The organism is Cupriavidus sp. WS (assembly GCF_000395345.1).
GTDB classification, from domain to species: Bacteria; Pseudomonadota; Gammaproteobacteria; order Burkholderiales; family Burkholderiaceae; genus Cupriavidus; species Cupriavidus basilensis_B.
On the sequence record NZ_AQPL01000398.1, the window covers coordinates 1 to 24,733 of the forward strand.

Sequence of the window (24,733 nt, forward strand, 5' to 3'; positions counted from 1 at the left end):
GCCTGCGCCTGCCAGTGCGCGAGTTCCAGGCGGCGCGCGGCGGCGCGCTCGCGCCACACCGAAGCGCCGCCCACGCAGCCGGCGGCCACCGCCACGGCCACCAGCACGGCGGCGAGCAGGCGGCGCTGGTCGTGGCTGTCGGCCACGCGCGCGGCGGCCACGGAAGTCCGCGGGACGCCGCCCGCCGCGAGCGGCCGCGCCGCCCTGCCTGCCACCATTGCCGCCGTTCCCGCCGTCGCTGCCGTCATCGTCATCGCCATCGCACCAGCCATTGAGGTCGCGGCCATTGTCATGAACGCAGATGGCAGCAGGGTGACGCGGCGGTGACACGCCCGTGACGCCAGGCCGGGCCACGGGGCCCGCATGCACCGAATGTGCCATTGACGCCGCGTTATATACCGTCATATATTGCGAATTCATGTAGCGCGCATTCGCATCCAGCATTCGCGGCGCGCGCGCCGAGCCTTCCGGCCCGCCGCGGCCGCTCTCCCAACCTCCGCACAGCCATGCCCATGCAACCGATTCCCGCCTGCCCGCCCGCCCTGCCCCGTCCGCCGCGCGGCGCCCGCCGGAGCGCCTCGCTCGCGGCCGGCCTGCTGCTGTCCGCCACGCTGGCGCTGTCCGCGCCGGCCGCCTTCGGCGCCGACCTGGTGGTCTCCGCCGCGGCCAGCCTGACCAACGCCTTCAAGGCGCTGTCCGAGTCCTACGAGCGCGCCCACCCGCAGACCAAGGTGATCCTGAACTTCGGCGCGTCGGACGTGCTGATGCAGCAGATCATCAACGGCGCGCCGGCCGACGTGTTCGCCTCGGCCGACCAGGACGCGATGAACAAGGCCGAGGCCGCGCGCGTGGTGAACGCCGCCACCCGCCGCGACTTCGCCGCCAACCAGCTCGCGCTGATCGTGCCGGCCGACAGCAGGCAGGAAGTGGGCAAGCTGCAGGACCTGACCAAGCCCGAGTTCAAGCGCATCGCCTTCGGCAACCCGGCCTCGGTGCCGGTGGGCCGCTACACCAAGGGCGCGCTGGAAGCGGCCGGCGTGTGGGATGCGGTGTCGGCCAAGGGCGTGATGGCGCAGAACGTGCGCCAGAGCCTGGACTACGTGGCGCGCGGCGAGGTCGAGGCCGGCTTCGTGTTCGCCACCGACGCGGCCATCATGCCGGACAAGGTCAAGGTCGCGCTGCGCGTGCCGACCCGCCAGCCGGTCACTTACCCGATCGCCGTCACCGCCGTCGCCAAGCAGCCGGCCGAGGCCGCCGCCTTCGTCGGCTACGTGCTCTCGGACGAAGGCCAGGCCGTGCTGGCCAAGTACGGTTTCCTGAAGCCCTGACCCCGCGCGCCGGGCCGCGCCGCGGCCCCGGCGCCATCCGCCGCCGGGCCGACGCGCCCGGCCGGCCATGCCTATGAATTCCCTGCAAGCCGTCTGGGTCCCGCTGGCGCTGTCGCTCAAGGTGGCGGGCTGGGCCACGCTGATCAACGCCGTGCTCGGCGTGGCGGTGGCCTATGCGCTGTCGCGCTGGCGCTCGGGCGCGCGCGATCTCGTCGACGCCATCCTCACGCTGCCGCTGGTGCTGCCGCCCACCGTGATGGGCTATTACCTGCTGGTGCTGGTGGGCCGGCGCGGCGTGCTCGGCGCCTGGCTCGGCCAGCTCGGCATCGAGCTGGTCTTCACCTGGCAGGGCGCGGTGCTGGCGTCCACCATCGTGGCCTTCCCGCTGGTGCTCAAGTCGGCGCGCGCCGCGTTCGAGGGCGTGAACAGCCAGTACGAGGATGCCGCGCGCGTGCTCGGCACGCCCGAGGCCGGCATCTTCTTCCGCATCACGCTGCCGCTGGCCGCGCGCGGCATCATCGCCGGCGTGCTGCTGGCGTTCGCGCGCGCGCTGGGCGAGTTCGGCGCCACGCTGATGGTGGCCGGCAACCTGCCGGGCCGCACGCAGACCCTGTCGGTGGCCATCTACGAAGCGGTGCAGGCCGGCGACGACAACACCGCCAACCTGCTGGTGCTGGTGACGTCCGTCACCTGCGTGGTGCTGCTGGTGGCGGCGGGCCGGCTGGTGCCGGCCGCGCGCAAGACCCTGGGATGACACGGCCATGAGCATGCACGTCACGGTCCGCAAGGATCTCGGCACCGACGACCGCCGCTTCGCGCTGGACATCAGCTTCGTCTCGGAGAGCCGGCGCATCGCCCTGTTCGGGCCGTCCGGCGCGGGCAAGAGCCTCACGCTGCGCGCCATCGCCGGGCTGCTGCGGCCCGACAGCGGCCGCATCGTGCTCAACGGGCGCACGCTGTTCGACAGCGAGGCCGGCATCGACGTGCGCCCGCAGGAGCGCCGCGTGGCCTACCTGTTCCAGGACTACGCGCTGTTCCCCCATCTGACGGTGGCACAGAACATCGCCTTCGGCCTCGCGCGCGGCTGGCGCAACCCGGGCCGCAAGGCGAGCCACCCGGAGGCGCAGCGCTGGATCGACGCGTTCGGCCTGGGCGCGATCACCGGCAACTATCCCGGCGAGATCTCGGGCGGGCAGAAGCAGCGCACGGCGCTGGCGCGCGCGCTGGTGGCGCAGCCCGACATCGTGCTGCTCGACGAGCCGTTCTCCGCGCTCGACCCGGCGCTGCGCGTGCGCATGCGCAACGAATTGCGGGCACTGCAGGCCAGCCTGGACGTGCCGATGCTGGTGATCTCGCACGACCCCGAGGACGTCGAGGCGCTGGGCGACCACGTGCTGGAGGTGCGCGACGGCCGCATCCACGGCGGCGGCCCGGTCAAGGGGCATCCGCAGATCTACGCGCCCGTGCCGGCGCACGAATAGGAAGCCGTTTCAGGAAGACCCTGGCGCCGTCGCGCGGCACGGCAGGTTGAAACGACTTCCAGGCGCGCGCGGCCGTCTCAGCGCGCGCGCAGCAGGTCCACGTAGGCGGTTTCCACCAGTTGCGCGCGCGCCACGCCGAGCTTGTCCAGCAGCGCGTGCGCCTCGGCCACGCCCGCCGCGGCCGCTTCGCCGTCGGCCAGCACCACTTCCAGCTCGAGAAAATCCCCCAGCCCGGCCACGCGGTCCAGGTGCACGCGCGTGCGGCCCACGAGGTACAGCACGCGCGTCTTGCGCACGCGCCCGCCCTCGCCCCACGCCGCCGCCAGCGCGGCGCGCAGGGAATCGGGCGCCGCCGTCGGCGAGATGATGTAGTGGCTTTCCTTCGGCCCGGCCTGGTCGGCGCGCGCATAGAAGATCAACTGGCCTTCGCCGGGCGCCAGCACGCGCAGCTTGAGGCGGCCGTTGGCGCACGCGAAGAAGGTGTCGTCCTGCTCGATCCGTTCCGGGCCGTGGTCGGCCAACGGCGCCACCAGCGGCGCCAGCGCCTCGACGCTGGCGATGCGGGCCTTGATTTCCACGTTGGTGGGCATGGGGTGTCCTCTTGCTGTTGCTGTTGCTCTGCCGGTTCCGGCTGCCGGGAATCGATGCGGCCGGCCTCCCGGGCCGCCGCGCCATGCGCGCCTCACAGCGCGCCGAGGATCACGCTCGAGGCCTTGAACACGGCCAGCGCGCGGCTGCCTTCGGCCAGGCCCAGCGCCGCCACGCTGTCGTGGGTGACGACCGCCACCACGGTGCCGCCGCCGTCGAGCGCGAGCGCCACCTCGGTGCTGACCGCGCCGGGCAGCACGCGCGCCACGCTGCCGGGCAACTGGTTGCGCGCCGACAGCCGCAGGCCGGCGTCGGCGACGCCGAGCAGCACCGACGAGGCCTTGACCAGCGCGAAGGCTTCCATGCCGGGCGCCAGCCCCAGCGTCTCCACGCTCTCATGGGTGATGCTGGCGACCACCCGCTGCCCGCCCGGCAGCGCCAGCGCGACTTCGTCGTTGACGGCGCCGGCGCGGATCGCCGCCACGGTGCCGAACAGCTTGTTGCGCGCGCTGGTGCGGACCATGAAGCGGCGGATCAGGTCGAGGTCCTGCGGCGCGGGCTCGGCGAGGTTGCCCAGGCGCGCCAGATGGGCGAGGAAGCGCTGGTGTTCCTGCTCGAGCGCGCGATAGGTGCGGATCAGGCTCTCGCCGCGCGCGGTCAGCAGGGTGCCGCCGCCGCCCTTGCCGCCGGTGGCGCGCACCACCAGCGGCTCGCCGGCGCTGTTGTTCATGGCGTCGATGGCGTCCCACGCGGCCTTGTAGCTCAGGCCCACGGCCTTGGCCGCCGCGGTGATGGAGCCGTGCTCGCCGATCGCGGCCAGCAGGGCGATGCGCTCGCGGCCGCCCCAGTCGCGGCTGCCGGAGCGGAACCAGATCGCGCCGTCGAGTTCAAGCATGAGTGGACAGGCGCCGCCGCGCGGGCGGCGCCGCAAAGTGGCACAAGCGGGCTATGGTAGCGCCGATCCGAGCGCGAGGGGCGGCGCGCGGTGCTCGACGGGCGGCGCGCTAGCCCTGATGGGCGGGGATGTACCAGCGCATCATGCTGCCGGCGAAATACTGGCGGTCGAGCTGGCGCAGCAGGCGCCACGCGGTGAACGGATCGATGTCGAGGTCGACCCAGGCCCACGGGTGGTCGGGATCGCCGTCGCGCACCATCTCCACGGCAGTCACCGGCGCGTAGGGCGCCAGTTTCTCGCGCAGCATCGGTTCGGTCACATCGCGGTGCAGGCCCCGGATGAGTACCTTCATGTGTGGCTCCCGAGTCAAGGCCGCGCGCGCACCGCGGCTGCGGCCTTCGTTGTTTCCACCATTGTAGGCCGCCGCCGCGCGCGCGGCGGGCGGACGCGGCGGCCCCGCCTAGCCCATGATGTGCACGCCGCCGTCCACGTACACGGTGTTGCCGGAGATGCGCCGCGCGTAGGGCGTGGCGAGGTAGGCGGTGGCGAAGCCGACGTCCATGATGTCGACCAGCTCGCCCAGCGGCGCGCGGCCGGCCGCTTCCGCCAGCAGGTGGTCGAAGTCCTTCAGGCCGGAGGCGGCGCGGGTCTTGAGCGGCCCCGGCGAGATCGCGTGCACGCGGATGCCGCGCGGGCCCAGCTCGTGCGCGAGATAGCGGCAGGCGGCTTCGAGCGCGGCCTTGACGGGCCCCATCAGGTCGTAGTTCGGCACCACCCTGACGGCGCCTTCGTAGCTCATGGCGAACAGGCTGCCGCCGTCGGGCATCAGCGGCACCGCGCGCCGCGCGAGGCGCACGAAGGAGTGGCAGGAAATGTCCATGGCCCGCGCGAAGCCGGCCGCGGAAGAGTTGAGCAGGCCGCCGTGCAGGTCGTCCTTGGGCGCGAACGCGACCGAATGCACCACCGCGTCGAGCCGGCCCCACTGTTGCTCGATGCGTTCGAACAGGGCCTGCTCCTGCGCGGCGTCCTCCACGTCGAGCGGCATCACGATGGTGGCGCCCACCGCTTCGGCCAGCGGCGCCACGTGCGGATAGGCCTTGTCGTTGAGGTAGGTCAGCGCCAGTTCCGCGCCGAGCTCGCGAAAGGCGCGCGCGCAGCCCCACGCGATGGAATCCTCGTTGGCCACGCCGACCACCAGCACGCGCGCGCCCCGCAGCGGGGGATTGGAGACCTGGACCATGCCGTCGCCCCGTCCCTACTTGCCGGGCGCGTTGGCGGGCGCGGCCGCGTCGGGTACGTCCGGCACGCCCGCCGCCGGCGCGGCACCGGCGAGCGGCGCCTCCAGCCGCGCGGTGTGGTCGGTGCCGAGCACGTTCGCCACCTCGCGGTAGCGCGCCAGCCGCCCGCCTTCGAGCGGGCCGGCCACGGTGAACACGCGGTGCATCGCCACCATCGCGTGGTGGCGCAGCGCGGGGTCCGGCAGCAGCTCGGGCAGCGCGGCCACGGCGCGCGCGGGGTCGAGCGCGACGATGAAGCTCTGGCGCCTGACCGCGGCCTTGACCGCGGCGATGTCGGGCTGCTGCGCGAGGTGCTCCTGCGCCATCTTGCGCATCAGGTTGAAGGGCCGCTCCTCGATGGCGGCGTTCTCGTCGGCGACGTAGACCAGGATGCGCATGAACGCGTCGAGCGGCGTGCCCTGCGCGATGCGCCGCTCGGCGTCGTGGATGCGCCGCGCGGCCAGCTCGCTGCGCAGCGCCGCGCTCTGCGGCGGCGGCCCGCGCCGGTGCGCGCCGGGGTCGAGGCCGACCAGCGCCGACAGCCACGGCGACTGGTACAGCGCTTCGAATACGTGCTCGTAGCAGGCGTCGCGCTGGTCGCGCCAGGCGTCGAGCGCGCGCACGATGCTGTCGGAAGCGGCGCGCTCGAGCGCCAGGAACGGGTTGTCCTGCTCCACCGGCCGGCGGGCCTGGCGCACCGCCGGCGCGAGCGCGGCGATCCACGCCATCCACGGGTTCGCGTCGGACGCCAGCGAGCGCTCCAGCCGCGCCGGATGCGTCTGCCGCATGGCGTAGGCGCTGAACTCGTTGGACATGGCCTGCACCAGCGGCGAGGCGAAGGTGTCGTAGAGGCGCTGGTTGATCTCGGCCACGCGCCGCACCACCTCGAACGGGTCCTCGTCGTCGCGGCCGTCGTCGAGCGCGAGGATATCGTCGATGGTGCGGCGCTCGAAGCGCATCAGGTAGCGCCCGTCGATCAGGTCCAGGTGCGAGGTGCCCGGCGCGATGTCCTCGATGCGCGCCTCGTACAGGCCCGGCGGCAGCACGTCGATCAGGTCGAGCGCGGAAATCAGCTCGGTGTGCTCGCGGTTGGCCACGCCGGCCGAGACGAAGATGCCGAGGTGGCCGACCTTCTCGTGCAGGCAATAGACGATGACCTGCTCGTTGGCCACGATCTCGTCGACGCTGGCGTAGAGGTCGGGGATCCAGTCCAGCGCCTGCTGCGGCGGCGTGATGTTGTCGCCCCAGGAGGCGAACACCACGATCGGCGAGCGCACGTTGCGCAGGTCCACGGCGAGGTTGCCGTCGGCGCTGCGCACCTCGCCGGCCGTGAGGTGGTTGCCGACGAACAGGTTCTGCACGATCCAGTCGATCTCGGCGCGGTTGAGCAGGAAGTGGCCGCCCCACCAGAGCTCGAACTCGAGGAAGCGCTCGCGCTCGGTGTCGACCCTGGCGTACACGTCGTAGAGCTTCTTCCACAGCGTGTTGGCCGGGTTGAGCTGCTCGAAGTTCTCCACCAGCCAGGCGCCGTCGAAGCGGCCGTTGCCGAGGTCGGCGAACAGCGAGGCCAGCCACGAGCCGCCCAGCAGCCCGCCGCTGTAGCGCATCGGGTTGCGTCCACGCATGCCGGCCCAGTACGACAGCGGCGAGCCCGCCAGCAGCAGCGGCCCGGGCAGCTCGGGCGCGGCGGCGGCCAGCAGCATCAGCGCCCAGCCGCCCTGGCAGTTGCCGATCACGAACGGCTTGCCCTGCGCGTCCGGATGGCGCTCGATCACGGTCTGCAGGAACACCGCCTCGGCGCGCGTCACGCTCTCGATGGTCTGGCCCGGGCACGGCACCGGGAAGAAGGTGACGAAGTAGCACGGATGGCCGCGCCGCAGCGCGATGCCGATCTCGCTGTCGATCTTGAAGCCGCCGATGCCGGGGCCGTGGCCGGCGCGCGGGTCGATCACCACGAACGGCCGCCTGGCATCGTCGGTGGGCGCGCAGCCCGGCGGCGGCAGCACGCGCAGCAGCGCGTAGTTGGCGGGCTGATCGAGCGTGCGGCCGTCGACCACGATCTCGTGGTCGAACACCAGCACCGGCGGCATGCCCTCGCGCTCGTGCTCGAAGGTCTGGTTGCCGCGCTCGCGCAGCACGTCGAGCAGCAGGATGGTGCGCTGCCAGGCATCGACCGCATAGGACCACGCGGGAGGCGGCGCCAGCAGGCCTTCGGTACTTCCGGATGCTCCGGCGGTCTGGGTGGCGGGTACACGTGCGTTCACTCGGCGTCCTCCTGCGGTGTGGCGTTGGAGGCAGCGGCAGCCGCGCGCGGGGCGGATCATGTCCGCGCCCGGGTCGCATTGCTGCCCTGCAGCACGGCCAATCTACCAGCGCCGCATGACGTTGACAAGCGCGCCCGGAAAAGACCGCCGGGCGCACTTCGGGCGCCTGCGCGCCGCATGCCGGACAAGCTGCGCGAGCTTGCGCCATGTCATCTTTCCGCCGGAAACATGCCCTATACTTGGCCTTGCTTTTTGCGCGACGCAGCATGCCCGGCGCGCCCGGCCGGCGCCCCGGACCGATGCCCCGGTTGAAAACATCGGACCGGCGCGCCGCGCCGACACCCTGGACCGACACCCCGGACCACACCATCCGGACCGACGCACTGGAGACTGGAGCAGCGATGAACCACCCCCTCGACAAGTACTCCGTCCTGCTGGCGCGCTGCAACGAGCTCCCGGCCATCCCCACGGCGGTGGCCCATCCGTGCGACGCGTCCTCGCTCGGCGGCGCGCTGCAGGCCGCGCAGCTTGGCCTGATCGTGCCGCTGCTGATCGGGCCGGTGGCGCGCATCCGCCAGGTCGCCGACGCCAACGGGCTGGAACTGGGCGACGCGGTGCTGATCGACGTGCCGCACAGCCACGCCGCCGCCGCGCGCGCGGTGGCCGCCGTGCGCGCCGGCGAGGCCGAGCTGCTGATGAAGGGCAGCCTGCACACCGACGAGCTGATGCACGAAGTCACCGCCGCGGACACCGGCCTGCGCACCGCGCGCCGCCTCTCGCACGTGTTCGCGATGGACGTGCCGAGCTACCACAAGCCGCTGTTCATCACCGACGCCGCGGTCAACATCTTCCCCACGCTCAACGACAAGGCCGACATCTGCCGCAACGCCATCGACCTGCTGCGCGTGCTCGGCATCGACAACCCCAAGGTGGCGATCCTCTCGGCGGTGGAGACCGTGACCGACAAGATCCCCTCCACCATCGACGCCGCCGCGCTGTGCATGATGAGCCGGCGCGGCCAGATCGAGGGCGGCATCCTCGACGGCCCGCTGGCCTTCGACAATGCCATCAGCCGCGAGGCCGCCATCACCAAGGGCATCGTCTCCGAGGTCGCGGGCGACCCCGACATCCTGCTGGTGCCGGACCTCGAATCGGGCAACATGCTGGCCAAGCAGCTCACCTTCCTGGCCGGCGCCGAGGCCGCCGGCATCGTGCTGGGCGCGCGCGTGCCGATCATCCTCACCAGCCGCGCCGACAGCGTGCGCGCGCGCATCGGCAGCTGCGCCATCGCCGTGCTGGTGGCGCATGCGCGCCGCCTCGCGCAGGCGCCCGCCGCGGTCTGAAGCCACCCATTCCCCCATCGCCGTCGCCGCAAGGAGGCATCCCAGCGTGAGCGCCACCCATCCCACCATCCTCGTCGTCAATGCCGGCTCGTCCAGCGTCAAGGTCTCGGTCTACAACGTGCCCGAGGCCGCGCACGCCAACACCGACATCAACCCGGTGCTCAGCGCGCACGGCCAGATCGAGGGCATCGGCATCGCGCCGCGCCTGACCGCCAGCATGGCCGACGGCCGCGCGGTCGCCGACGAGCACTTCCCGGTCGCGCAGGTGTCCGACCACGACGCCGCCTTCCGCCTGATCCGCCTGGTGCTCAGCATCGGCCTGCGCGACACGCCGCCGGTGGCGATCGGCCACCGCGTGGTGCACGGCGGCGCCGACTACGCCGCGGCGGTGAAGATCGACGACGAGGTGATCGCCAAGCTGGAGGCGCTGGTGCCGCTGGCGCCGCTGCACCAGCCGCACAACCTCACCGCGATCCGCGCGGTGCGCGAGGCGGCGCCCGCGCTGCTGCAGGTGGCGTGCTTCGACACCGCGTTCCACGCCGGGCACGACGCGATGGCGCAGCTGCTGGCGCTGCCCTACGAATACTTCGAGCGCGGCATCCGCCGCTACGGCTTCCACGGCCTGTCCTACGAGTACATCGCGCGCCGGCTCCAGCAGGTGGCGCCCGACCTCGCCGCCGGTCGCGTGATCGTGGCCCACCTCGGCAACGGCGCCAGCCTGTGCGCCATGCGCGCGGGCCGCAGCATCGAGTCGACGATGGGCCTGACCGCGCTCGACGGCCTGCCGATGGGCACGCGCTGCGGCGCCATCGACGCCGGCGCCATCCTGTGGCTGTCGCAGCAAGGCATGACCACCAAGGACATCGAGACCATGCTGTACCACGACTCGGGGCTCAAGGGCCTGTCCGGCGTGAGCAGCGACATGCGCGTGCTGCTGGCCAGCGACGCGCCGCGCGCGCGCCTGGCGATCGACTTCTACGCCTACCGCGCTGCGCAGGAGATCGGCAAGCTGGCCACCACGCTGGGCGGGCTCGACGCGCTGGTGTTTACCGCCGGCATCGGCGCCAACTCGCCGCCGGTGCGCGAGCGCATCTGCGCGCATCTGGCGGAGCTGTTCGGCATCGACCTCGACGCCGGCGCCAACGGCGAGAACCGCCAGCGCATCAGCCGCGACGACAGCCGCGTGCCGGTGCTGGTGCTGCCCACCGACGAGGAAGGGATGATCGCGCTGAATACCGCGCGCATCATGCTGGAGCAGCAACAGCAACAGCAGCAACAACAGCAGCAGCAGAAGAAGGAAGACCTCGCGGCATGAGCGCCGCGGCCCGCGCCTACTCCGCCAGGTAGGCCTCGCGCAGGCGCCGCACGTCCACCGCGAGCACGTCGGCCAGGTAGGCCGGCATGCCGCCGTAGTCGCGCTCGATGGCGTGCAGCGACGCCTCCAGGTACGCGGCCTTGACCTCCAGCAGCGGGCGCATCACCTCCGGGTCGACGCCGCCCTCGGCGGCGCGCGCGCTCATGCGCGCGTTGAAATCCCGGTTCCAGTGATTGGACGCGAGGTAGTTGGCCATGATGGCGTCCGCGTCGACACCGAGCCCGGCCAGCAGCAGCAGCGAGGCGAAGCCGGTGCGGTCCTTGCCCGCGGTGCAGTGGTACAGCAGGTTGCCGCCCGCCTCCGCGGCCTTGAGGAAGCCGCCGAAGGCGGCCTGGTACTTGCGCGGGAAATCGCCGTAGACCTCCAGCATGAAGGCCTCCATCTGCGCGGGGCTGCCGCCGAGCATGCGCGGCATCAGCTCGGCCATCGACATGCTGCCTTCCAGCACCGGCGTGGCGACCCAGCGGAAGGCCTCGCCGAACGCGCGCTCCTGCGGCGACTTCTCGCCCGAGGAGCGGAAGTCGATCACCATGTCGAGCCGCAGCGCGCGCAGCAGCGCGAGATCGGCCGCGCTGGCGCAGGCCGGGTTGCCGCTGCGGAACAGCTTGCCGGCGCGCACGCGGCGGCCGTCGCGCGTGGCCAGGCCGCCGAGATCGCGCAGGTTGACCACGTTGTCGAGCGGCAGCGCCGCGCCCTGGACCGGCTTCGCGCCGGCTTCGCCTGCCTGCATTCCCCGCATCTGTCGTTGTCTCCCTCGATGCGCCGCGCATGAGCCGCGCGCGCCGGATGTGCGCCTCAGCGCGCGCGGTGCGCCGGCACGTGCCAGCGCGTATGGCAGCCGGCAATATAGCGGTGATCGAGCCGCGCCACCAGTTTCCACACGCTCATCGGATCGGCGTCGCCGAGGTCGAGGTCGACCCAGGCCCACGGATGGGCGCCATCGCCGTCGAGGATCAGCTCGACGTCGACGACGCGCACATACGAGGCCAGCGCCTCGCGCAGGCGAGCCGCGTCGATGCCCTGGTGCAGGCCCCTCACTAGAATCTTCATCATGCACTCCGAATCATTGCTTCAGACCGCCGCGGGCCACGACGGCCCCGGCGATCGCGCGCGCGCGGCGCCCGTGAACCCTTGCCGCGCGATGCTCCGGCAATGGGACAGCGTACGGTACCCGAAAAATCCCGGCGCGGGCAGGCGGCTTGACCACCATCATGAACGCTTGCGCCCGGCCTCGACAAGTGCCGCGGCGCGGCGGGATAATCCGCCCCGCCGGACGCCGCGGGCGGGGCTTCCCCAGGATGCCGGCGCGCCCGTGCCGGCCGGCTGAAGTGCGGGACCGGCGGCACGCGCGGCGGCACCGTCGCCGCGTGCTGGCACAATACGGCCCATGAAACGTCTCTGGTCAAATTTCATCAGGCTGGCGCTGCTGCTGGTGCTCGGCGCGGCCCTGCTGGGCACGCTGGCCGTGCTGGTGGCCCAGCGCCAGCTGCCCTCGCTCGACGCGCTCGCCGCGTTCCGCCAGTCGCCCGGCTACGTGCCCATCGGCCAGATGCCGCCCGCGCTGACGCAGGCGGTGGTCGCCATCGAGGACGAGCGCTTCTACCTGCACGACGGCATCGACTACGTCGGCGTGATCCGCGCCGGCGTGGCCAACCTGTCGGACGAGCTCTCGCAGGGCGCCTCCACCATCACCATGCAGGTCGCGCGCAACTTCTTCCTGTCGCGCCAGAAGACGTATACGCGCAAGCTGTACGAGGTGCTGCTGTCCTACCGCATCGAGCATGCGCTGGGCAAGGACGAGATCCTCGAGCTGTACATGAACAAGATCTACCTCGGCCAGGGCGCCTACGGCTTCGCCGAGGCCGCCGAGACCTATTTCGGCAAGCCCGTGGGCGAGCTCACGCTGGCGGAGTGCGCGATGCTGGCCGGCCTGCCCAAGGCGCCGTCGGCCAACAACCCGGTGGTCAACCCGCGCCGCGCGCGCCAGCGGCAGGCCTACATCCTGCTGCGCATGCTGGAACTGGGCCGCATCGACCGCGGGCAGTACGACGCGGCGCTGCTGGAGCCGTTGCGGCTGAGGTAGGCGGCTGAAGTAGGCGTCTGAAGTAGACGGCCAAGCGGCGGCCGGGCGGCCGCTCAGTGTTGCTCGGGCTGCTGCTCCGACGCGCGCGGCGTCACGGCCAGCAGGCCGCGGTGGCGCATCACGGCCTGGCGGACGATGTCGTCCAGCCCGGCGGCTTCGCCGTCGTCGATCTGCGCCAGCAGCGCGCGCCGCATGCGCGGCTCCCAGAAGCGCTTGATGTGCGAGGCGATGTCCGTGAGCGCTTCTTCGCGGTCCGGCATGGCCGAGAAGAAGGTGCCGATCTGGTTCGCCATCTTGACGAGGTTGTCCGTGTTCATGCCGGTTCCGTCCTGTCCTGCAGGCGTTGGGGGTGGGTGTAGACCACGTGGCGGCCGTCGCGCACGAAGCCGGCCAGCGTCACGCCGGTCCGCTGCGCGAGCCGCACCGCGAGCGCGGTGGGGCCGGACACGGCGGCCAGCAGGCCGACGCCGGCGCTGGCGGTCTTGAGCACCATTTCATAGCTGGCGCGGCTGGTCACCAGCACGGCGCCGCGCGCGCGGTCCTCGCCGCCGCGCGCCAGCGCGCCGATCAGCTTGTCGAGCGCGTTGTGGCGGCCCACGTCCTCGCGCACCAGGCCGACCTGGCCGTCGGCGCGCAGCCACGCCGCGGCGTGGGTCGAGCCGGTGTGGCGCAGCAGTTCCTGGCGCGTCTGCAGCTGCGCGAAGGCGGCGTACAGCGCGGCGCCGGAGAAGCTGGCGCTGCTGGCCACCGGCGCCGGCACGCGCATGACTTCCTGCAGCGACTCGGTGCCGCACAGGCCGCAGCCGGTGCGCCCGGTCATGGCGCGGCGCCGTTCCTTGAAGCCGGCGAACGCCTCGGCGGCGATGCGCAGGCGCACCGTGATGCCGTCGCAGCCGGCCTCGGTGTCGATCTCGTAGACGTCGCGCGGGCTCGCCACCAGGCCTTCGCTCAGGCTGAAGCCGAGCGCGAAGTCTTCGAGGTCGGCCGGCGAGGCCAGCATGACCGCGTGCGAGATGCCGTTGTACTCGAGCGCGACCGGCACTTCCTCGGCCAGCTCGTCGGCCTCCAGCGCGACCTGGCCAAGCCGGCTGCGCCCGACCTCGAAGGTGCTGTGGGTGGGCGGCTCGGCGTCGCCGGCCGGCCACGCCACGCTGGTGCGGAGCTCGCTCATGCCGGGCGCGCCTCCGCGCTGGCGGCCTGCAGCAGGCGCAGCTGCTGCGCGTGGAAGTCGTGGTACTGGCGCTGCCATTCGGACGGCTGCGCCACCGGCGTGACCTGCACCGCCGTGACCTTGTATTCGGGGCAGTTGGTGGCCCAGTCGGAGTTGTCGGTGGTGATCACGTTGGCGCCCGATTCGGGGAAGTGGAACGTAGTGTAGACCACGCCCGGCTGCATGCGCGCGCTGACGATGGCGCGCAGCACGGTCTCGCCCGCGCGGCTCTGCACGCCGACCCAGTCGCCGTCCTTGATGCCGCGCTCCTCGGCGTCGTGCGGGTGGATCTCGAGCCGGTCCTCGTCGTGCCACATCACGTTCTCGGTGCGGCGCGTCTGCGCGCCCACGTTGTACTGCGAGAGGATGCGCCCGGTGGTGAGGATCAGCGGGAAGGCGCGGTTGACGCGCTCGGTGGTGGGCACGTAGCGCGTGATGATGAACTTGCCCTTGCCGCGCACGAAGCTGCCGATGTGCATGGTGGGCGTGCCCTCGGGCGCGTCTTCGTTGCACGGCCACTGGATGCTGCCGAGCTCATCCAGGCGCGCGTAGCTCACGCCGCGGAAGGTCGGCGTGAGGCGCGCGATCTCGTCCATGATCTGCGACGGATGGGTGTACTCCATCGGGTAGCCGAGCGCGTTGGACAGCAGCACGGTGGCTTCCCAGTCGGCGTAGCGCGCCTTGGGCGGCATCACCTTGCGCACGCGCGAGATGCGACGCTCGGCGTTGGTGAAGGTGCCGTCCTTCTCCAGGAACGACGAGCCCGGCAGGAACACGTGCGCGTACTTGGCGGTCTCGTTGAGGAAGATGTCCTGCACCACGATGCATTCCATCGCCGACAGCGCTGCGGCCACGTGCTGGGTGTTGGGGTCGGACTGCACGATGTCCTCGCCCTGGCAGTACAGGCCCTTGAAGCTGCCCGACAGCGCGGCCTCGAACATGTTGGGGATGCGCAGGCCCGGCTCGGGGTTGATCTCCACGTTCCAGGCAGCCTCGAACTGGCCGCGCGTGGTGGAGTCCGACACGTGGCGGTAGCCCGGCAGCTCGTGCGGGAACGAGCCGATGTCGCACGAGCCCTGCACGTTGTTCTGCCCGCGCAGCGGATTCACGCCCACGCCCTCGCGGCCGATGTTGCCGGTGCACATGGCGAGGTTGGCGATGCCCATCACGGTGGTGGAGCCCTGCGCGTGCTCGGTCACGCCCAGGCCGTAGTAGATCGCCGCGTTGCCGCCGGTGGCGTACAGGCGCGCGGCGCCGCGCAGCTGGTCGGCCGGGATGCCGGTGACGTCCGCCATCGCCTCGGGCGAATTCTCCGGCAGGCTGACGAAGTCGCGCCATTGCTGGAACGCGCGGTCCTCGCAGCGCTCGGCGATGAAGGCCTCGTTCATCAGCCCTTCGGTGACGATCACGTGGGCCATCGACGTGACCACCGCCACGTTGGTGCCGGGGCGCAGCTGCAGGTGGAAATCGGCGCGCACGTGCGGCGAGTCGGCCAGGTCGATGCGGCGCGGGTCGATCACGATCAGCCTGGCGCCGGCGCGCAGGCGCTTCTTCATGCGCGAGGCGAACACCGGATGGCCGTCGGTCGGGTTGGCACCCATCACCATGATGACGTCGGCCTTCCCGACCGAGCGGAAGGTCTGGGTGCCGGCCGATTCGCCGAGCGTCTGCTTGAGGCCGTAGCCGGTCGGCGAGTGGCACACGCGCGCGCAGGTGTCGACGTTGTTGTTGCCGAACGCGGCGCGCACCAGCTTCTGCACCAGGTAGCCTTCCTCGTTGGTGCAGCGCGAGGAGACGATGCCGCCGATGGCGTCGCGGCCGTGCTCTGCCTGGATGCGCTTGAACTGCGCGGCGGCGTAGGCGATGGCCTCTTCCCACGACACCTCGCGCCACGGGTCGGTGATCCTGGCGCGGATCATCGGGTTGAGGATGCGGTCGTTGTGGGTGGCGTAGCCCCACGCGAAGCGCCCCTTCACGCACGAGTGGCCTTCGTTGGCCTGGCCGTCCTTGTACGGCACCATGCGCACCACTTCGTTGCCCTTCATCTCGGCCTTGAACGCGCAGCCCACGCCGCAGTACGCGCAGGTCGTGACCACGCTGTGCTCGGGCTGGCCCATGCGGATGATGGAGGTCTCGGCCAGCGTGGCGGTGGGGCAGGCCTGCACGCAGGCGCCGCACGACACGCAGTCCGACTCCATGAAGCTGCCGCCCTGCCCCGCGGTCACGCGCGAGTCGAAGCCGCGCCCGCCGATGGTGAGCGCGAAGGTGCCCTGGGTTTCCTCGCAGGCGCGCACGCAGCGGTTGCACACGATGCACTTGGAGGGGTCGTAGGTGAAGTACGGGTTGGATTCGTCCTTGGCCGCGGCGCGGTGGTTGGCGCCGTCGTAGCCGTAGCGCACCTCGCGCAGGCCGACCACGCCGGCCATGTCCTGCAGCTCGCAGTTGCCGTTGGTCGGGCAGGTCAGGCAGTCGAGCGGGTGGTCGGAGATGTACAGCTCCATCACGCCGCGGCGCAGGTCGGCCAGCTTGTCGCTCTGCGTGCGCACCTTCATGCCGGCCTCGGCCGGCGTGGTGCACGAGGCCGGGTAGCCGCGCCGGCCTTCGATCTCGACCAGGCACAGGCGGCACGAGCCGAACGACTTGAGGCTGTCGGTGGCGCACAGCTTGGGCACGTTGACGCCGGCCTGCACGGCCGCGCGCATCAGCGAGGTGCCGGCCGGCACGGTGATGTCGATGCCGTCGATCTGCAGCGTGACCTGCTCCCGGGCATCGCTGGCGGGCGTGCCGAAATCGATTTCATTGCGTGTGTTCAAGGCGGTCTCCGGCTTGATGCTGGCGTTGGCTGGCTTGTTTTTCTGGGTGTGCGGGGATCAGGCAGCCTTGGCGGGCACGGCCACGCCGAAGTCTTCCGGGAAGGCGTCGAGCGCCGACAGCACGGGGTACGGCGTCATGCCGCCCATCGCGCACAGCGAGCCGCCCAGCATGGTGTCGCACAGGTCGCGCACCAGCTTGACATGCCTGACGGGCTGGTCGCCGGCGATGATCTTGTCGATCACCTCCACGCCGCGCGTGGAGCCGATCCGGCACGGCGTGCACTTGCCGCACGACTCGATCGCGCAGAACGCCATCGCGTAGCGGGCCTGCCGCGCCATGTCCACGGTGTCGTCGAACACCACGATGCCGCCGTGGCCGAGCACCGCGCCGAACGCGGCGAACGCCTCGTAGTCCATCGGCGTGTCCAGGCGCGAGACCGGCAGGTAGGCGCCGAGCGGGCCGCCCACCTGCACCGCGCGGATGGGCCGGCCGCTGCGCGTGCCCTGGCCGAAGTCCTCCAGCAGCTCGCGCAGCGTCAGGCCGAACGCCTTCTCGACCAGCCCGCCCTGGCGGATGTTGCCGGCGAGCTGGAACGGCAGCGTGCCGCGCGAGCGGCCCATGCCGTAGTCGCGGTAGAACTGCGCGCCGCGCGCCAGGATCAGCGGCACGGTGGCCAGCGAGATCACGTTGTTGATGACGGTGGGCTTGCCGAACAGGCCTTCGAGCGCCGGCAGCGGCGGCTTGGCGCGCACCACGCCGCGCTTGCCTTCGAGGCTTTCCAGCAGCGCGGTTTCCTCGCCGCACACGTAGGCGCCGGCGCCCTTGCGCACTTCCAGGCGGAAGCGGCGGCCGCTGCCGCGGATGTCGTCGCCGAGCCAGCCGGCGGCCTGCGCCACGTCGATGGCGGCTTCCAGCATGGCGATGGCGTGCGGGTATTCGGAGCGCACGTAGACGTAGCCGTGCTCGGCGCCGACCGCCAGCCCGGCGATGGTCATGCCTTCGATCAGCATGAATGGGTCGCCTTCCATCGCCATGCGGTCGGAGAAGGTGCCGGAGTCGCCCTCGTCGGCATTGCAGACCACGTACTTGACCGGCGACTTCGCGTTCAGCACGGTCTGCCACTTGATGCCGGTGGGAAACGCCGCGCCGCCGCGGCCGCGCAGGCCGGACTCGGTGACTTCGCGCACAATCTGCGCGCCGTCCAGCGTCAGCGCGCGGGTCAGCCCGGCGAAGCCTTCGTGGGCGGTGTAGTCGGCCAGCGAGAGCGGATCGGTGATGCCGACGCGGGCGAAGGTCAGGCGTTCCTGCCGCTTGAGGAAGGGGATCTCGCCGGTCGGGCCGAGCGCCAGCGCGTGCGCGCCGCCGCCGAGGAAACCCGCGTCGAACAGACCCGGCACGTCTTCCGGCGCGACCGGGCCGTAGGCCACGCGGCCGGCCGCGGTCCGCACCTCGACCAGCGGCTCCAGCCAGAACATGCCGCGCGAGCCGTTGCGCACCAGCGTGATCTCGGCGCCGCGCGCCGCGGCCTCGCGCGCGATGGCCTGCGCGACCTCGTCGGCGCCCAGCGCCAGCGCGCTGGAATCGCGCGGAACGAATACCGTGATGGCGCTCATGCCGTGGCCTCCCCGCCGCGCGCGCACGCCGCCAGCAGCGCGTCGAAGCGTTGCGGCGTGACGCGCCCGGCCAGCTTGCCGTCGACCGTCACGGCCGGGCCGCACGCGCACTGGCCCAGGCAATAGACCGGCTCCAGCGTGAATTCGCCGTCGGCGGTGGTTTCATGGAACGCGCAGCCCACGGCCTGCTCGGCATGCGCGGCCAGCGCCTCGCTGCCGACCGACTGGCACGCCTCGGCGCGGCACACGCGCACCACGTGGCGCCCGGCCTTGCGCTCGCGAAAGTCGTGATAGAACGTGACCACGCCGTGGACCTCGGCGCGCGACAAGTTAAGCGCGCGCGCGATGTCGGGCAGGACCTCGGACGGCACGTAGCCCACCGTGTCCTGGATGTCGTGGAGGATGGGCAGCAGCGCGCCCGGCAGGTCGCGGCGCGCCGCGATGATGGCGGCGATCTGCGCGCGGGCCGGTTCGCGCAAGGCGCCGGCGGCGGATGGGGACAGCGACGGGGACGACATCGGATCTCCTGGTGAAGCAGCACTGGCCGGCGCCTGCGGCCGGCGGCAGACGGTGCGGCGCATTGGCTTGCGCGTCTTGCCAGGAACTGCTGCGGGGCGCGGCCGGCCATCGGATGGCCACCGCTTTATATGCGATTCGCTTTATATGCTATTTTTTTCATATCTTGAGGCACCCGTGCCGGCCCGCGTGCGGCGTCCGCCATGCTGCGCCGCCACTTGCGGCCATGCGCTGCCATATCGGCCAGCCTGCAATGCCTCTTTGAGCGGACTATAGGCAGTTGGATCCATTCGGGCAATATGCTATTTTTCGCATATGTTACGCATCTCCATCGAACCGCATCTGCAGGTCCGCGCCGACGATCCCGGCGCCGGGCCGGCGCTCGACGTGTCGCGCCTGGTCGGCCTGCTGGGCCTGATCGAAAGCACCGGCAGCATCAGCCAGTCGGCGCAGGCCAGCGGCCTGTCCTACCGCTACGCCTGGGGCATCCTGCGTGATGCCGAGGCGCTGTTCGGCGGCGCGCTGATCGCCAAGACGCGCGGGCGCGGCAGCGCGCTGTCGCCGCTGGCGCAGCAACTGGTGTGGGCCAGCAAGCGCATCGCCGCGCGGCTGTCGCCGACGCTGGAAAGCCTGGCCTCGGAGCTGGAGATCGAGATCAAGAAACTGGTGGACCGCGCCGAGCCCGCGCTGCGCCTGCACGCCAGCCACGGCTTCGCGGTGGCGGCGCTGCACGACTTCCTCGAGACCCACCAGGTGCGCCACGACCTGAAATACTGCGGCAGCCTGGAGGCGGTGGCGGCGCTGGCCCAGGGCGGCTGCGACATCGCCGGCTTCCATGTGCCGATCGGCGAGTTCGAGCAGCGCACGCTGGCGCGCTTCGCCGCCTGGATCCGGCCCGAGACGCACCTGCTGATCCACCTCGCGGTGCGCTCGCAGGGCCTCTTCGTGCGGCCGGGCAACCCGCGCGGCGTCACCGGCCTGCGCGACCTGTGCCGGCCCGACGTGCGCTTCGTCAACCGCCAGACCGGCTCCGGCACGCGGCTGCTGCTGGACCTGATGCTGGAGGCGCGCGGCATCGACAGCAGCCGCATCGAGGGCTACAGCAACGGCGAGTTCACCCACGCGGCGGTGGCCGCCTACATCGGCAGCGGCATGGCGGATGCGGGGTTCGGGGTGGAGACGGCGGCGCGGCGCTTCGGCCTGGATTTCGTGCCGGTGCTCAAGGAGCGCTATTTCTTCGCCATCGAGCGCGAGCGGCTGCAGAGCCCCGCGCTGGCGGGCGCCGTGGCGGCGCTGCGCAGCGGCAGCTTCCGCCAGGTGGTGGATGCCCTGCCCGGCTACGACGGCAGCCTCACCGGCACCGTGCTGACGCTGGAAGAAGCCTTCCCGCGCGGCGGCGCCGGGCGCTAGCGCGCGGCCGGCGCGCCCTCCGCAGGTGCCACGCGCTCGACGCGCACGGCCGGCCCCCAGGTGCCCGGCGCGGCGGCGCGCGGCACCACGCCGGTGACCGTCACCGCGCGGCCGTCCAGCGCGCGGGCCTGTTCCAGCGGCAGCGCGTCGAGCTGCCACGCCTGGCCGCCGGCGGTAATCAGCACCGGCTGCTGGAACCCGGCGCTGCCGTTGACCGCCATCCTGCCCGTGAGCGTGACCGTGCTGCCCGACTGCGCCGACGGCGCCGGCTGCGCGCAGGCGGCCAGCGCCAGGCACAGCGCCGCGGCCAGGAGCAGGATGCGGTGCATGGCGCGCCCGCTCAGTACACCACCACCGACAGGGTCGAGCCGGCCGGCACGCGCACGGTCTCGCTGAAGGTGGCGCCGGTGCCGCTGCGCACCACCGGGAAGCTCCCATACGGCTGCAGCGTGGCGGCCACCGAGCTCGGCAGCTTGCGGATCGCGCCATACAGCGACGGATCGATCACCGGCAGCGTGAAGCCGCCGTCGATCCGCTCGGGATAACCGTAGCGCGCGGGCGAGGAGACGGCCGGCATCAGCGCGTTGCTGGTCACGCTCCAGCGCTGCAGTTCCTGCTCGAAGCCGGAATCGGCGCGCGCGGCCTTGATGGCCTGGTCGAGCACGGTCTTCGAGTCGGTGCTGGTGGTGCGCGCGAGCAGGTCCTTGTAAAAGGCCAGCCCGAGCTGGCGGTCGAGGAAGCCGCCGAAGCTGCCCGACACCGAATAGCTTTCGCAGGTCGGGCCGAAGCCGGTGAAGTTCAGGATGTTGCAATTGAAGTTGCCGTTGCCGTAGCCCAGGTAGTCGCGGAAGCGCACATCGCGGATCGCGTTGTAGCTCGGGTCGATGGTATGGCTGGCGAAGTCTTCCATCATCATCGCGGACATTTCCTCGAGCCAGGTCTGGAACGCGTACTGCGAGCCGGCCTTGACGCCGCGGCGGTAGAAGTTCTGCATGTGCATGCCTTCGTGCGCCATCGTCATCTTCATCGACTTCATGCCCTCGGTGCCGCCCAGGTAGAGCGTCTCGGAATCGAGATAGAGCGACAGCGACTCGTTGCTGCGCGCATCCGACGTCTTCAGCAGATTGTGCACGCCCCAGAAATACCCGACCGTGCCGAACGGCGTGGCGTTGTTGTCGAAGTTCAGGATGACGATGTCGACGGGCTGGCCGGTGCCGGCAATCAGGTTGCTGTAGCTGTGCGGCCCCCACAGCGGGCCGCCGACCGAGGTCAGCATCGAATAGATGCCGCCGGAGCCGGCAAAGCCGCTGGCGAGCGCATCGAGGATGGTGTCGCTGACCTTGCTGCCGGCCTGCGTCCACTCGGTGGTTTCCACCCAGAAGTTGACCACCGTGCCGTCCGGCGCGCTGACCTGCCGCTCGAGCGTGGCCGAGCGCGACGTGCCGTCGGTGTGATACCAGCTCTTGACGTCGCTGACCACGGAGGCGTGCGGCGGCGGCGCGGCCATCTCCGACTGGCTGGCGGGATGCTTGGCGCCGGCCAGCGCGGCCCAGCCCGTGCGGTTGAACTCGCCGATGTCGCGCATGGTCTGCTCGTCGCGCGCCGACGGCGCGGCCTGCGCGGACTGCACCGACAGGCTGCCCACCACCGGCTGGATCACCGACAGCGACAGCGCCGGCATGGCCTGCGCGGTGGCGCCGTTGGTGTAGAGCAGCGTGACCGGCTTGCCGTTCACGCCGCCGATGGAGACCGGCAGGTCGAGCGCGACGCCGGCCGTGTTGGAGGCCGACCAGACGCCCGTGCCGCTGCCGCTGTAGTTGCTGCCGTCGGCCGCGCCGCATTCGGTGCCGGCGCACGCGGGCGCCAGCGCCGGCATGGTCGGGGCCGGCGCGGCGACCACCGGGGGCACCACCGGGCCGCTGGTGGTCTGGGGGGCCGGGGCGCTGTCCCCTCCGCCGCCGCAGGCGGCCAGCGCGGCGGCGGCCAGGAGGGATGCGAGGACGCTGGCGCGCGGGCGGATTCTGGTGTCCGACATGTTCTTCTTGCTCCGTTTCGGGGATAAGCGGCGGCCGGCGGCAGCCGGCGCATGCATTGGCCAATACAAATCAAGACAAATATCGGCAGCCGCGGCGGGGAGCTTTAGTTCGGCATGGGATGCCCGCGCGGCGTCGCGGGGTCGGTCGGCCGCCGGCCGCCGGTATATTGCCATCGGCGGCGTGGCCCGGGGGGCCGCGCGGCGCCAGGCGGCGCGCGGAAAGGACGGTCATCGTCGAGAACCCGTCTTGCCGCGCTTCGCGGAGCCGCATTGCACGGCGGGCGGGGGAGAACACAAGCGGTGAGCCGGCTTCGTCGACAGCCCGGACAGCCCGGGCGGCGCCGGGCGGCGTCCTTCGCCCGTCGCCGGCTCAGTAAATCTCGGGAACGATCATTTCCTGCGGCACCGGCTGGCGCGAGTAGTCCTCGTGCCGCTCGCGCTGCGGCAGCACCACCGGCGGCTGCGTGCGCTCGACGTAGGGCATCTGCTGCAGCAGGTGGTGGATGCAGTTCAGGCGCGCCTTCTTCTTGTCCACGGCCTGCACCACCCACCACGGCGCCTCGGCGATGTGGGTGCGCTCCATCATGACTTCCTTGGCGCGCGTGTAGTCTTCCCAGCGGCGGCGCGACTCCAGGTCCATCGGGCTGAGCTTCCACTGCTTGAGCGGGTCGTGGATGCGCGAGAGGAAGCGCAGGTGCTGCTCCTCGTCGGAGATCGAGAACCAGTACTTGATGACCTGGATGCCCGAGCGCACCAGCATGCGCTCGAACTCCGGCACCGAGCGGAAGAATTCCTCGTACTGGTCGTCGCTGCAGAAACCCATCACGTGCTCGACGCCAGCGCGGTTGTACCAGGAACGGTCGAACAGCACGATCTCGCCGGCGGCCGGCAGGTGCGAGACGTAGCGCTGGAAATACCACTGCGTGCGCTCGCGGTCGTTGGGCGCCGGCAGCGCCGCCACGCGGGCCACGCGCGGATTGAGCCGCTGGGTGATGCGCTTGATCACGCCGCCCTTGCCGGCGGCGTCGCGCCCCTCGAACAGGATCACGACCTTGTGGCCGGTGTCCACCACCCAGCTCTGCAGCTTGACCAGCTCGCCCTGCAGGCGGAACAGCTCGCGGAAGTAGTGGCGGCGCATGGCGCGCTCGGCCTCGTCCAGGCCGCCGCCGCCCTCGCCGAACAGCGTGTCGACGTGGTGGTCCTCCAGCTCCAGTTCGAGTTCTTCGTCGTAGTGATCGGCCACCTCGCGGTGGATACGCCGGATCAGATCGCTCTCTTCTGGCCTCATTTGCACGCTCCTGTTCGCAACAACGTGCCACGCTAGCATCGCCATATGACGCCGGCATGAACGGTTGCCTCGCGGCGCGGCGTGGCCCCGGGGTCGCGCCGCGGTGGTGCGCCGCTCAGGAGTCCTGCTTGCGGAACGCCCAGCGCCCGGCCAGCACGGTGAAGCTGGCCACCAGCACCACCAGCACCCAGAAGCCGTGCGGGTGGTCGGCCAGCGGGATGCCGCCCACGTTCATGCCGAAGAAGCCGGCCACGATGTTGATCGGCAGCGCCAGCACCGTCACCAGGGTCAGCGTGAACAGCGTGCGGTTGGTCTGCTCGTTGAGCGTGGCGGCGATCTCTTCCTGCAGCAGCTTGATGCGCTCGACCAGCGCCGTGAGGTCGTTGAGCACCAGCGAGAACTCCTCGGTGGAGGCGCGCAGGTCCAGGCTGTCTTCCTCGCGCAGCCACGGCGGCGGCCGGTTGAGCAGGCGGAACAGCGCGCCGGGCTCGGGCGCCAGCAGGCGCTGCAGGCGCACCAGCCCGCGCCGCATCGAGCCCAGCTCCACGCGGTTGCCCTGCAGCCGCTGGGACAGCAGGCGGTCCTCGATCTGGTCCACGTTAGCGGTGGTCTCGCGCACGATGTGCACCAGCACGTCGGCCTGGTCGCGCAGCAGGTGCACCAGCAGCGACAGCGGCGAGGCGAACACCTCGCCGCGCTTGACCGAGGCGCGCAACTGGTCCACCGAGCGCAGCGGCTTGAGGCGCGCCGTCACCAGCAGGCGGCGGTCAGCGCAGGCCCACAGCGTGGAGATGTCGGTGGAAGTGACGCCGAAGTTATAGATGACGTCGTTGACCACGGCCAGCAGCGCCGTGTCCAGGCGTTCGATGCGCGTGGAGCGCGAGCCTTCGCGCAGCGCCTCGAAAAACCCTTCGGGCAGCTCCATCTGCCCCTTGAGCCAGCGCTCGCAGGCGCTGTGGGCGAGGTTGAAATGCAGCCAGATGAATTCGTCGCCGGGCGGCGGCGACTTGAGCCAGGCGGACGCGCTGGCCGAGTCGATGGGCTGGCCCGCCTCGCCCGGCGGAAAGCGGAAGCCGCTGACCAGGCCGACCGGATCGGAGCCGTAGCCGGCTTCGACGATTGCCGCTTGCATGTGTTGCCTCTTCGATTGCGCGAAAACGGCACATTAGCATGACGGCATGGCGGCGGGGAGAGGCCCGCCGCCATGCGCCGG

Annotated in this window: 23 protein-coding genes and 1 pseudogene; 7 read left to right on the forward strand and 17 right to left on the reverse strand. The window is 71.4% G+C overall.

All coding sequences use genetic code 11. The annotated features are described in order from the left end of the window. Nucleotides 1-218 (reverse strand): annotated as a pseudogene (locus K206_RS39515) (hypothetical protein); the annotation flags it as partial. A gap of 294 nt (nucleotides 219-512) precedes the next feature. Here K206_RS39515 and modA point away from each other — a divergent pair. The 3 genes from modA (at nucleotide 513) to K206_RS0128105 (ending at nucleotide 2,809) form a co-directional block, all read left to right on the forward strand. Beyond that, nucleotides 513-1,328, forward strand: a complete 816-nt coding sequence (gene modA, locus K206_RS0128095; protein WP_020205700.1) for a molybdate ABC transporter substrate-binding protein — start codon at nucleotides 513-515, stop codon at nucleotides 1,326-1,328. An 82-nt stretch (nucleotides 1,329-1,410) separates the two neighbouring features. Next, on the forward strand, nucleotides 1,411-2,082 hold the full coding sequence (modB, locus tag K206_RS0128100) for a molybdate ABC transporter permease subunit (RefSeq protein ID WP_029044182.1): 672 nt from the start codon (nucleotides 1,411-1,413) through the stop codon (nucleotides 2,080-2,082). A gap of 7 nt (nucleotides 2,083-2,089) precedes the next feature. After that, nucleotides 2,090-2,809: an ATP-binding cassette domain-containing protein gene (locus K206_RS0128105; protein ID WP_020205702.1), complete on the forward strand. Its 720-nt coding sequence runs from the start codon at nucleotides 2,090-2,092 to the stop codon at nucleotides 2,807-2,809. Between the two features lie 77 nt (nucleotides 2,810-2,886). Here the strand turns inward: K206_RS0128105 and K206_RS0128110 are convergent, their stop codons facing one another. The 5 genes from K206_RS0128110 to K206_RS0128130 all read right to left on the reverse strand — a co-directional run bounded on the left by K206_RS0128110 (nucleotide 2,887) and on the right by K206_RS0128130 (nucleotide 7,833). Then, on the reverse strand, nucleotides 2,887-3,399 hold the full coding sequence (locus tag K206_RS0128110) for a CYTH domain-containing protein (RefSeq protein WP_020205703.1): 513 nt from the start codon (nucleotides 3,397-3,399) through the stop codon (nucleotides 2,887-2,889). A gap of 92 nt (nucleotides 3,400-3,491) precedes the next feature. Then, nucleotides 3,492-4,292: a TOBE domain-containing protein gene (locus K206_RS0128115; RefSeq protein ID WP_020205704.1), complete on the reverse strand. Its 801-nt coding sequence runs from the start codon at nucleotides 4,290-4,292 to the stop codon at nucleotides 3,492-3,494. 109 nt (nucleotides 4,293-4,401) lie between these two features. Next, the gene (locus tag K206_RS0128120) at nucleotides 4,402-4,644 is read right to left on the reverse strand and encodes an RNA-binding protein (RefSeq protein ID WP_020205705.1); all 243 of its coding nucleotides are present in this window, start codon (nucleotides 4,642-4,644) and stop codon (nucleotides 4,402-4,404) included. A 108-nt stretch (nucleotides 4,645-4,752) separates the two neighbouring features. After that, nucleotides 4,753-5,532, reverse strand: a complete 780-nt coding sequence (gene fabI, locus K206_RS0128125) for an enoyl-ACP reductase FabI (RefSeq protein ID WP_020205706.1) — start codon at nucleotides 5,530-5,532, stop codon at nucleotides 4,753-4,755. Between the two features lie 15 nt (nucleotides 5,533-5,547). Continuing rightward, nucleotides 5,548-7,833 carry a DUF3141 domain-containing protein gene (locus tag K206_RS0128130; RefSeq protein ID WP_020205707.1) on the reverse strand — a complete coding sequence of 762 codons (2,286 nt, stop codon included), beginning with the start codon at nucleotides 7,831-7,833 and terminating at the stop codon, nucleotides 5,548-5,550. Nucleotides 7,834-8,234: 401 nt separating this feature from the next. On the opposite strand from K206_RS0128130, the gene K206_RS0128135 reads away from it, so the two are divergent. Both K206_RS0128135 and K206_RS39520 read left to right on the forward strand, forming a co-directional pair. Next, on the forward strand, nucleotides 8,235-9,176 hold the full coding sequence (locus K206_RS0128135) for a phosphate acetyltransferase (protein WP_020205708.1): 942 nt from the start codon (nucleotides 8,235-8,237) through the stop codon (nucleotides 9,174-9,176). 46 nt (nucleotides 9,177-9,222) lie between these two features. Beyond that, nucleotides 9,223-10,491, forward strand: a complete 1,269-nt coding sequence (locus K206_RS39520) for an acetate/propionate family kinase (RefSeq protein ID WP_020205709.1) — start codon at nucleotides 9,223-9,225, stop codon at nucleotides 10,489-10,491. Between the two features lie 16 nt (nucleotides 10,492-10,507). Here the strand turns inward: K206_RS39520 and K206_RS0128145 are convergent, their stop codons facing one another. Both K206_RS0128145 and K206_RS0128150 read right to left on the reverse strand, forming a co-directional pair. After that, nucleotides 10,508-11,281 carry a tyrosine-protein phosphatase gene (locus tag K206_RS0128145; RefSeq protein ID WP_020205710.1) on the reverse strand — a complete coding sequence of 258 codons (774 nt, stop codon included), beginning with the start codon at nucleotides 11,279-11,281 and terminating at the stop codon, nucleotides 10,508-10,510. A gap of 65 nt (nucleotides 11,282-11,346) precedes the next feature. Continuing rightward, nucleotides 11,347-11,601 carry an RNA-binding protein gene (locus tag K206_RS0128150; RefSeq protein ID WP_020423949.1) on the reverse strand — a complete coding sequence of 85 codons (255 nt, stop codon included), beginning with the start codon at nucleotides 11,599-11,601 and terminating at the stop codon, nucleotides 11,347-11,349. A gap of 337 nt (nucleotides 11,602-11,938) precedes the next feature. On the opposite strand from K206_RS0128150, the gene K206_RS0128155 reads away from it, so the two are divergent. Further along, complete coding sequence (locus K206_RS0128155; protein WP_020205712.1) at nucleotides 11,939-12,634, forward strand: transglycosylase domain-containing protein; 696 nt, start codon at nucleotides 11,939-11,941, stop codon at nucleotides 12,632-12,634. A gap of 53 nt (nucleotides 12,635-12,687) precedes the next feature. On the opposite strand, the gene K206_RS0128160 is transcribed toward K206_RS0128155, so the two are convergent. From K206_RS0128160 to K206_RS0128180, 5 genes are read right to left on the reverse strand one after another with little or no spacing between them, the layout of a single operon-like run. Further along, complete coding sequence (locus K206_RS0128160) at nucleotides 12,688-12,951, reverse strand: formate dehydrogenase subunit delta (RefSeq protein ID WP_020205713.1); 264 nt, start codon at nucleotides 12,949-12,951, stop codon at nucleotides 12,688-12,690. Next, nucleotides 12,948-13,805 carry a formate dehydrogenase accessory sulfurtransferase FdhD gene (fdhD, locus tag K206_RS0128165; protein ID WP_020205714.1) on the reverse strand — a complete coding sequence of 286 codons (858 nt, stop codon included), beginning with the start codon at nucleotides 13,803-13,805 and terminating at the stop codon, nucleotides 12,948-12,950. Before fdhD ends, K206_RS0128160 begins: the two co-directional genes overlap by 4 nt. Further along, a complete protein-coding gene (gene fdhF / locus K206_RS0128170) occupies nucleotides 13,802-16,657 on the reverse strand; it encodes a formate dehydrogenase subunit alpha (RefSeq protein ID WP_020205715.1) in 2,856 nt (951 codons plus the stop codon). The genes fdhD and fdhF overlap by 4 nt, the downstream gene beginning before the upstream one ends. Nucleotides 16,658-16,714: 57 nt before the next feature. Then, complete coding sequence (locus K206_RS0128175) at nucleotides 16,715-18,271, reverse strand: NADH-quinone oxidoreductase subunit NuoF (RefSeq protein ID WP_020205716.1); 1,557 nt, start codon at nucleotides 18,269-18,271, stop codon at nucleotides 16,715-16,717. Continuing rightward, nucleotides 18,268-18,789: a formate dehydrogenase subunit gamma gene (locus tag K206_RS0128180; protein ID WP_020205717.1), complete on the reverse strand. Its 522-nt coding sequence runs from the start codon at nucleotides 18,787-18,789 to the stop codon at nucleotides 18,268-18,270. The genes K206_RS0128175 and K206_RS0128180 overlap by 4 nt, the downstream gene beginning before the upstream one ends. A gap of 313 nt (nucleotides 18,790-19,102) precedes the next feature. Here K206_RS0128180 and K206_RS0128185 point away from each other — a divergent pair, with 313 nt between their 5' ends. Further along, nucleotides 19,103-20,197 (forward strand): substrate-binding domain-containing protein, encoded by a 1,095-nt coding sequence (locus tag K206_RS0128185; protein ID WP_020205718.1) that lies wholly within the window; start codon nucleotides 19,103-19,105, stop codon nucleotides 20,195-20,197. On the opposite strand, the gene K206_RS0128190 is transcribed toward K206_RS0128185, so the two are convergent. From K206_RS0128190 to K206_RS0128205, 4 genes are all read right to left on the reverse strand, one after another. Continuing rightward, entirely contained in the window at nucleotides 20,194-20,526 is a 333-nt protein-coding gene (locus K206_RS0128190) for a DUF5818 domain-containing protein (RefSeq protein ID WP_020205719.1), read from the reverse strand. The genes K206_RS0128185 and K206_RS0128190 overlap by 4 nt on opposite strands. 11 nt (nucleotides 20,527-20,537) lie before the next feature. After that, entirely contained in the window at nucleotides 20,538-22,232 is a 1,695-nt protein-coding gene (locus K206_RS0128195; RefSeq protein ID WP_020205720.1) for a hypothetical protein, read from the reverse strand. 370 nt (nucleotides 22,233-22,602) lie between these two features. After that, nucleotides 22,603-23,520, reverse strand: coding sequence for a polyphosphate kinase 2 (gene ppk2, locus K206_RS0128200; protein ID WP_020205721.1), 918 nt, complete (start codon nucleotides 23,518-23,520; stop codon nucleotides 22,603-22,605). Nucleotides 23,521-23,635: 115 nt separating this feature from the next. Then, nucleotides 23,636-24,652: a transporter gene (locus tag K206_RS0128205; RefSeq protein WP_020205722.1), complete on the reverse strand. Its 1,017-nt coding sequence runs from the start codon at nucleotides 24,650-24,652 to the stop codon at nucleotides 23,636-23,638. Nucleotides 24,653-24,733 lie beyond the last annotated feature (81 nt).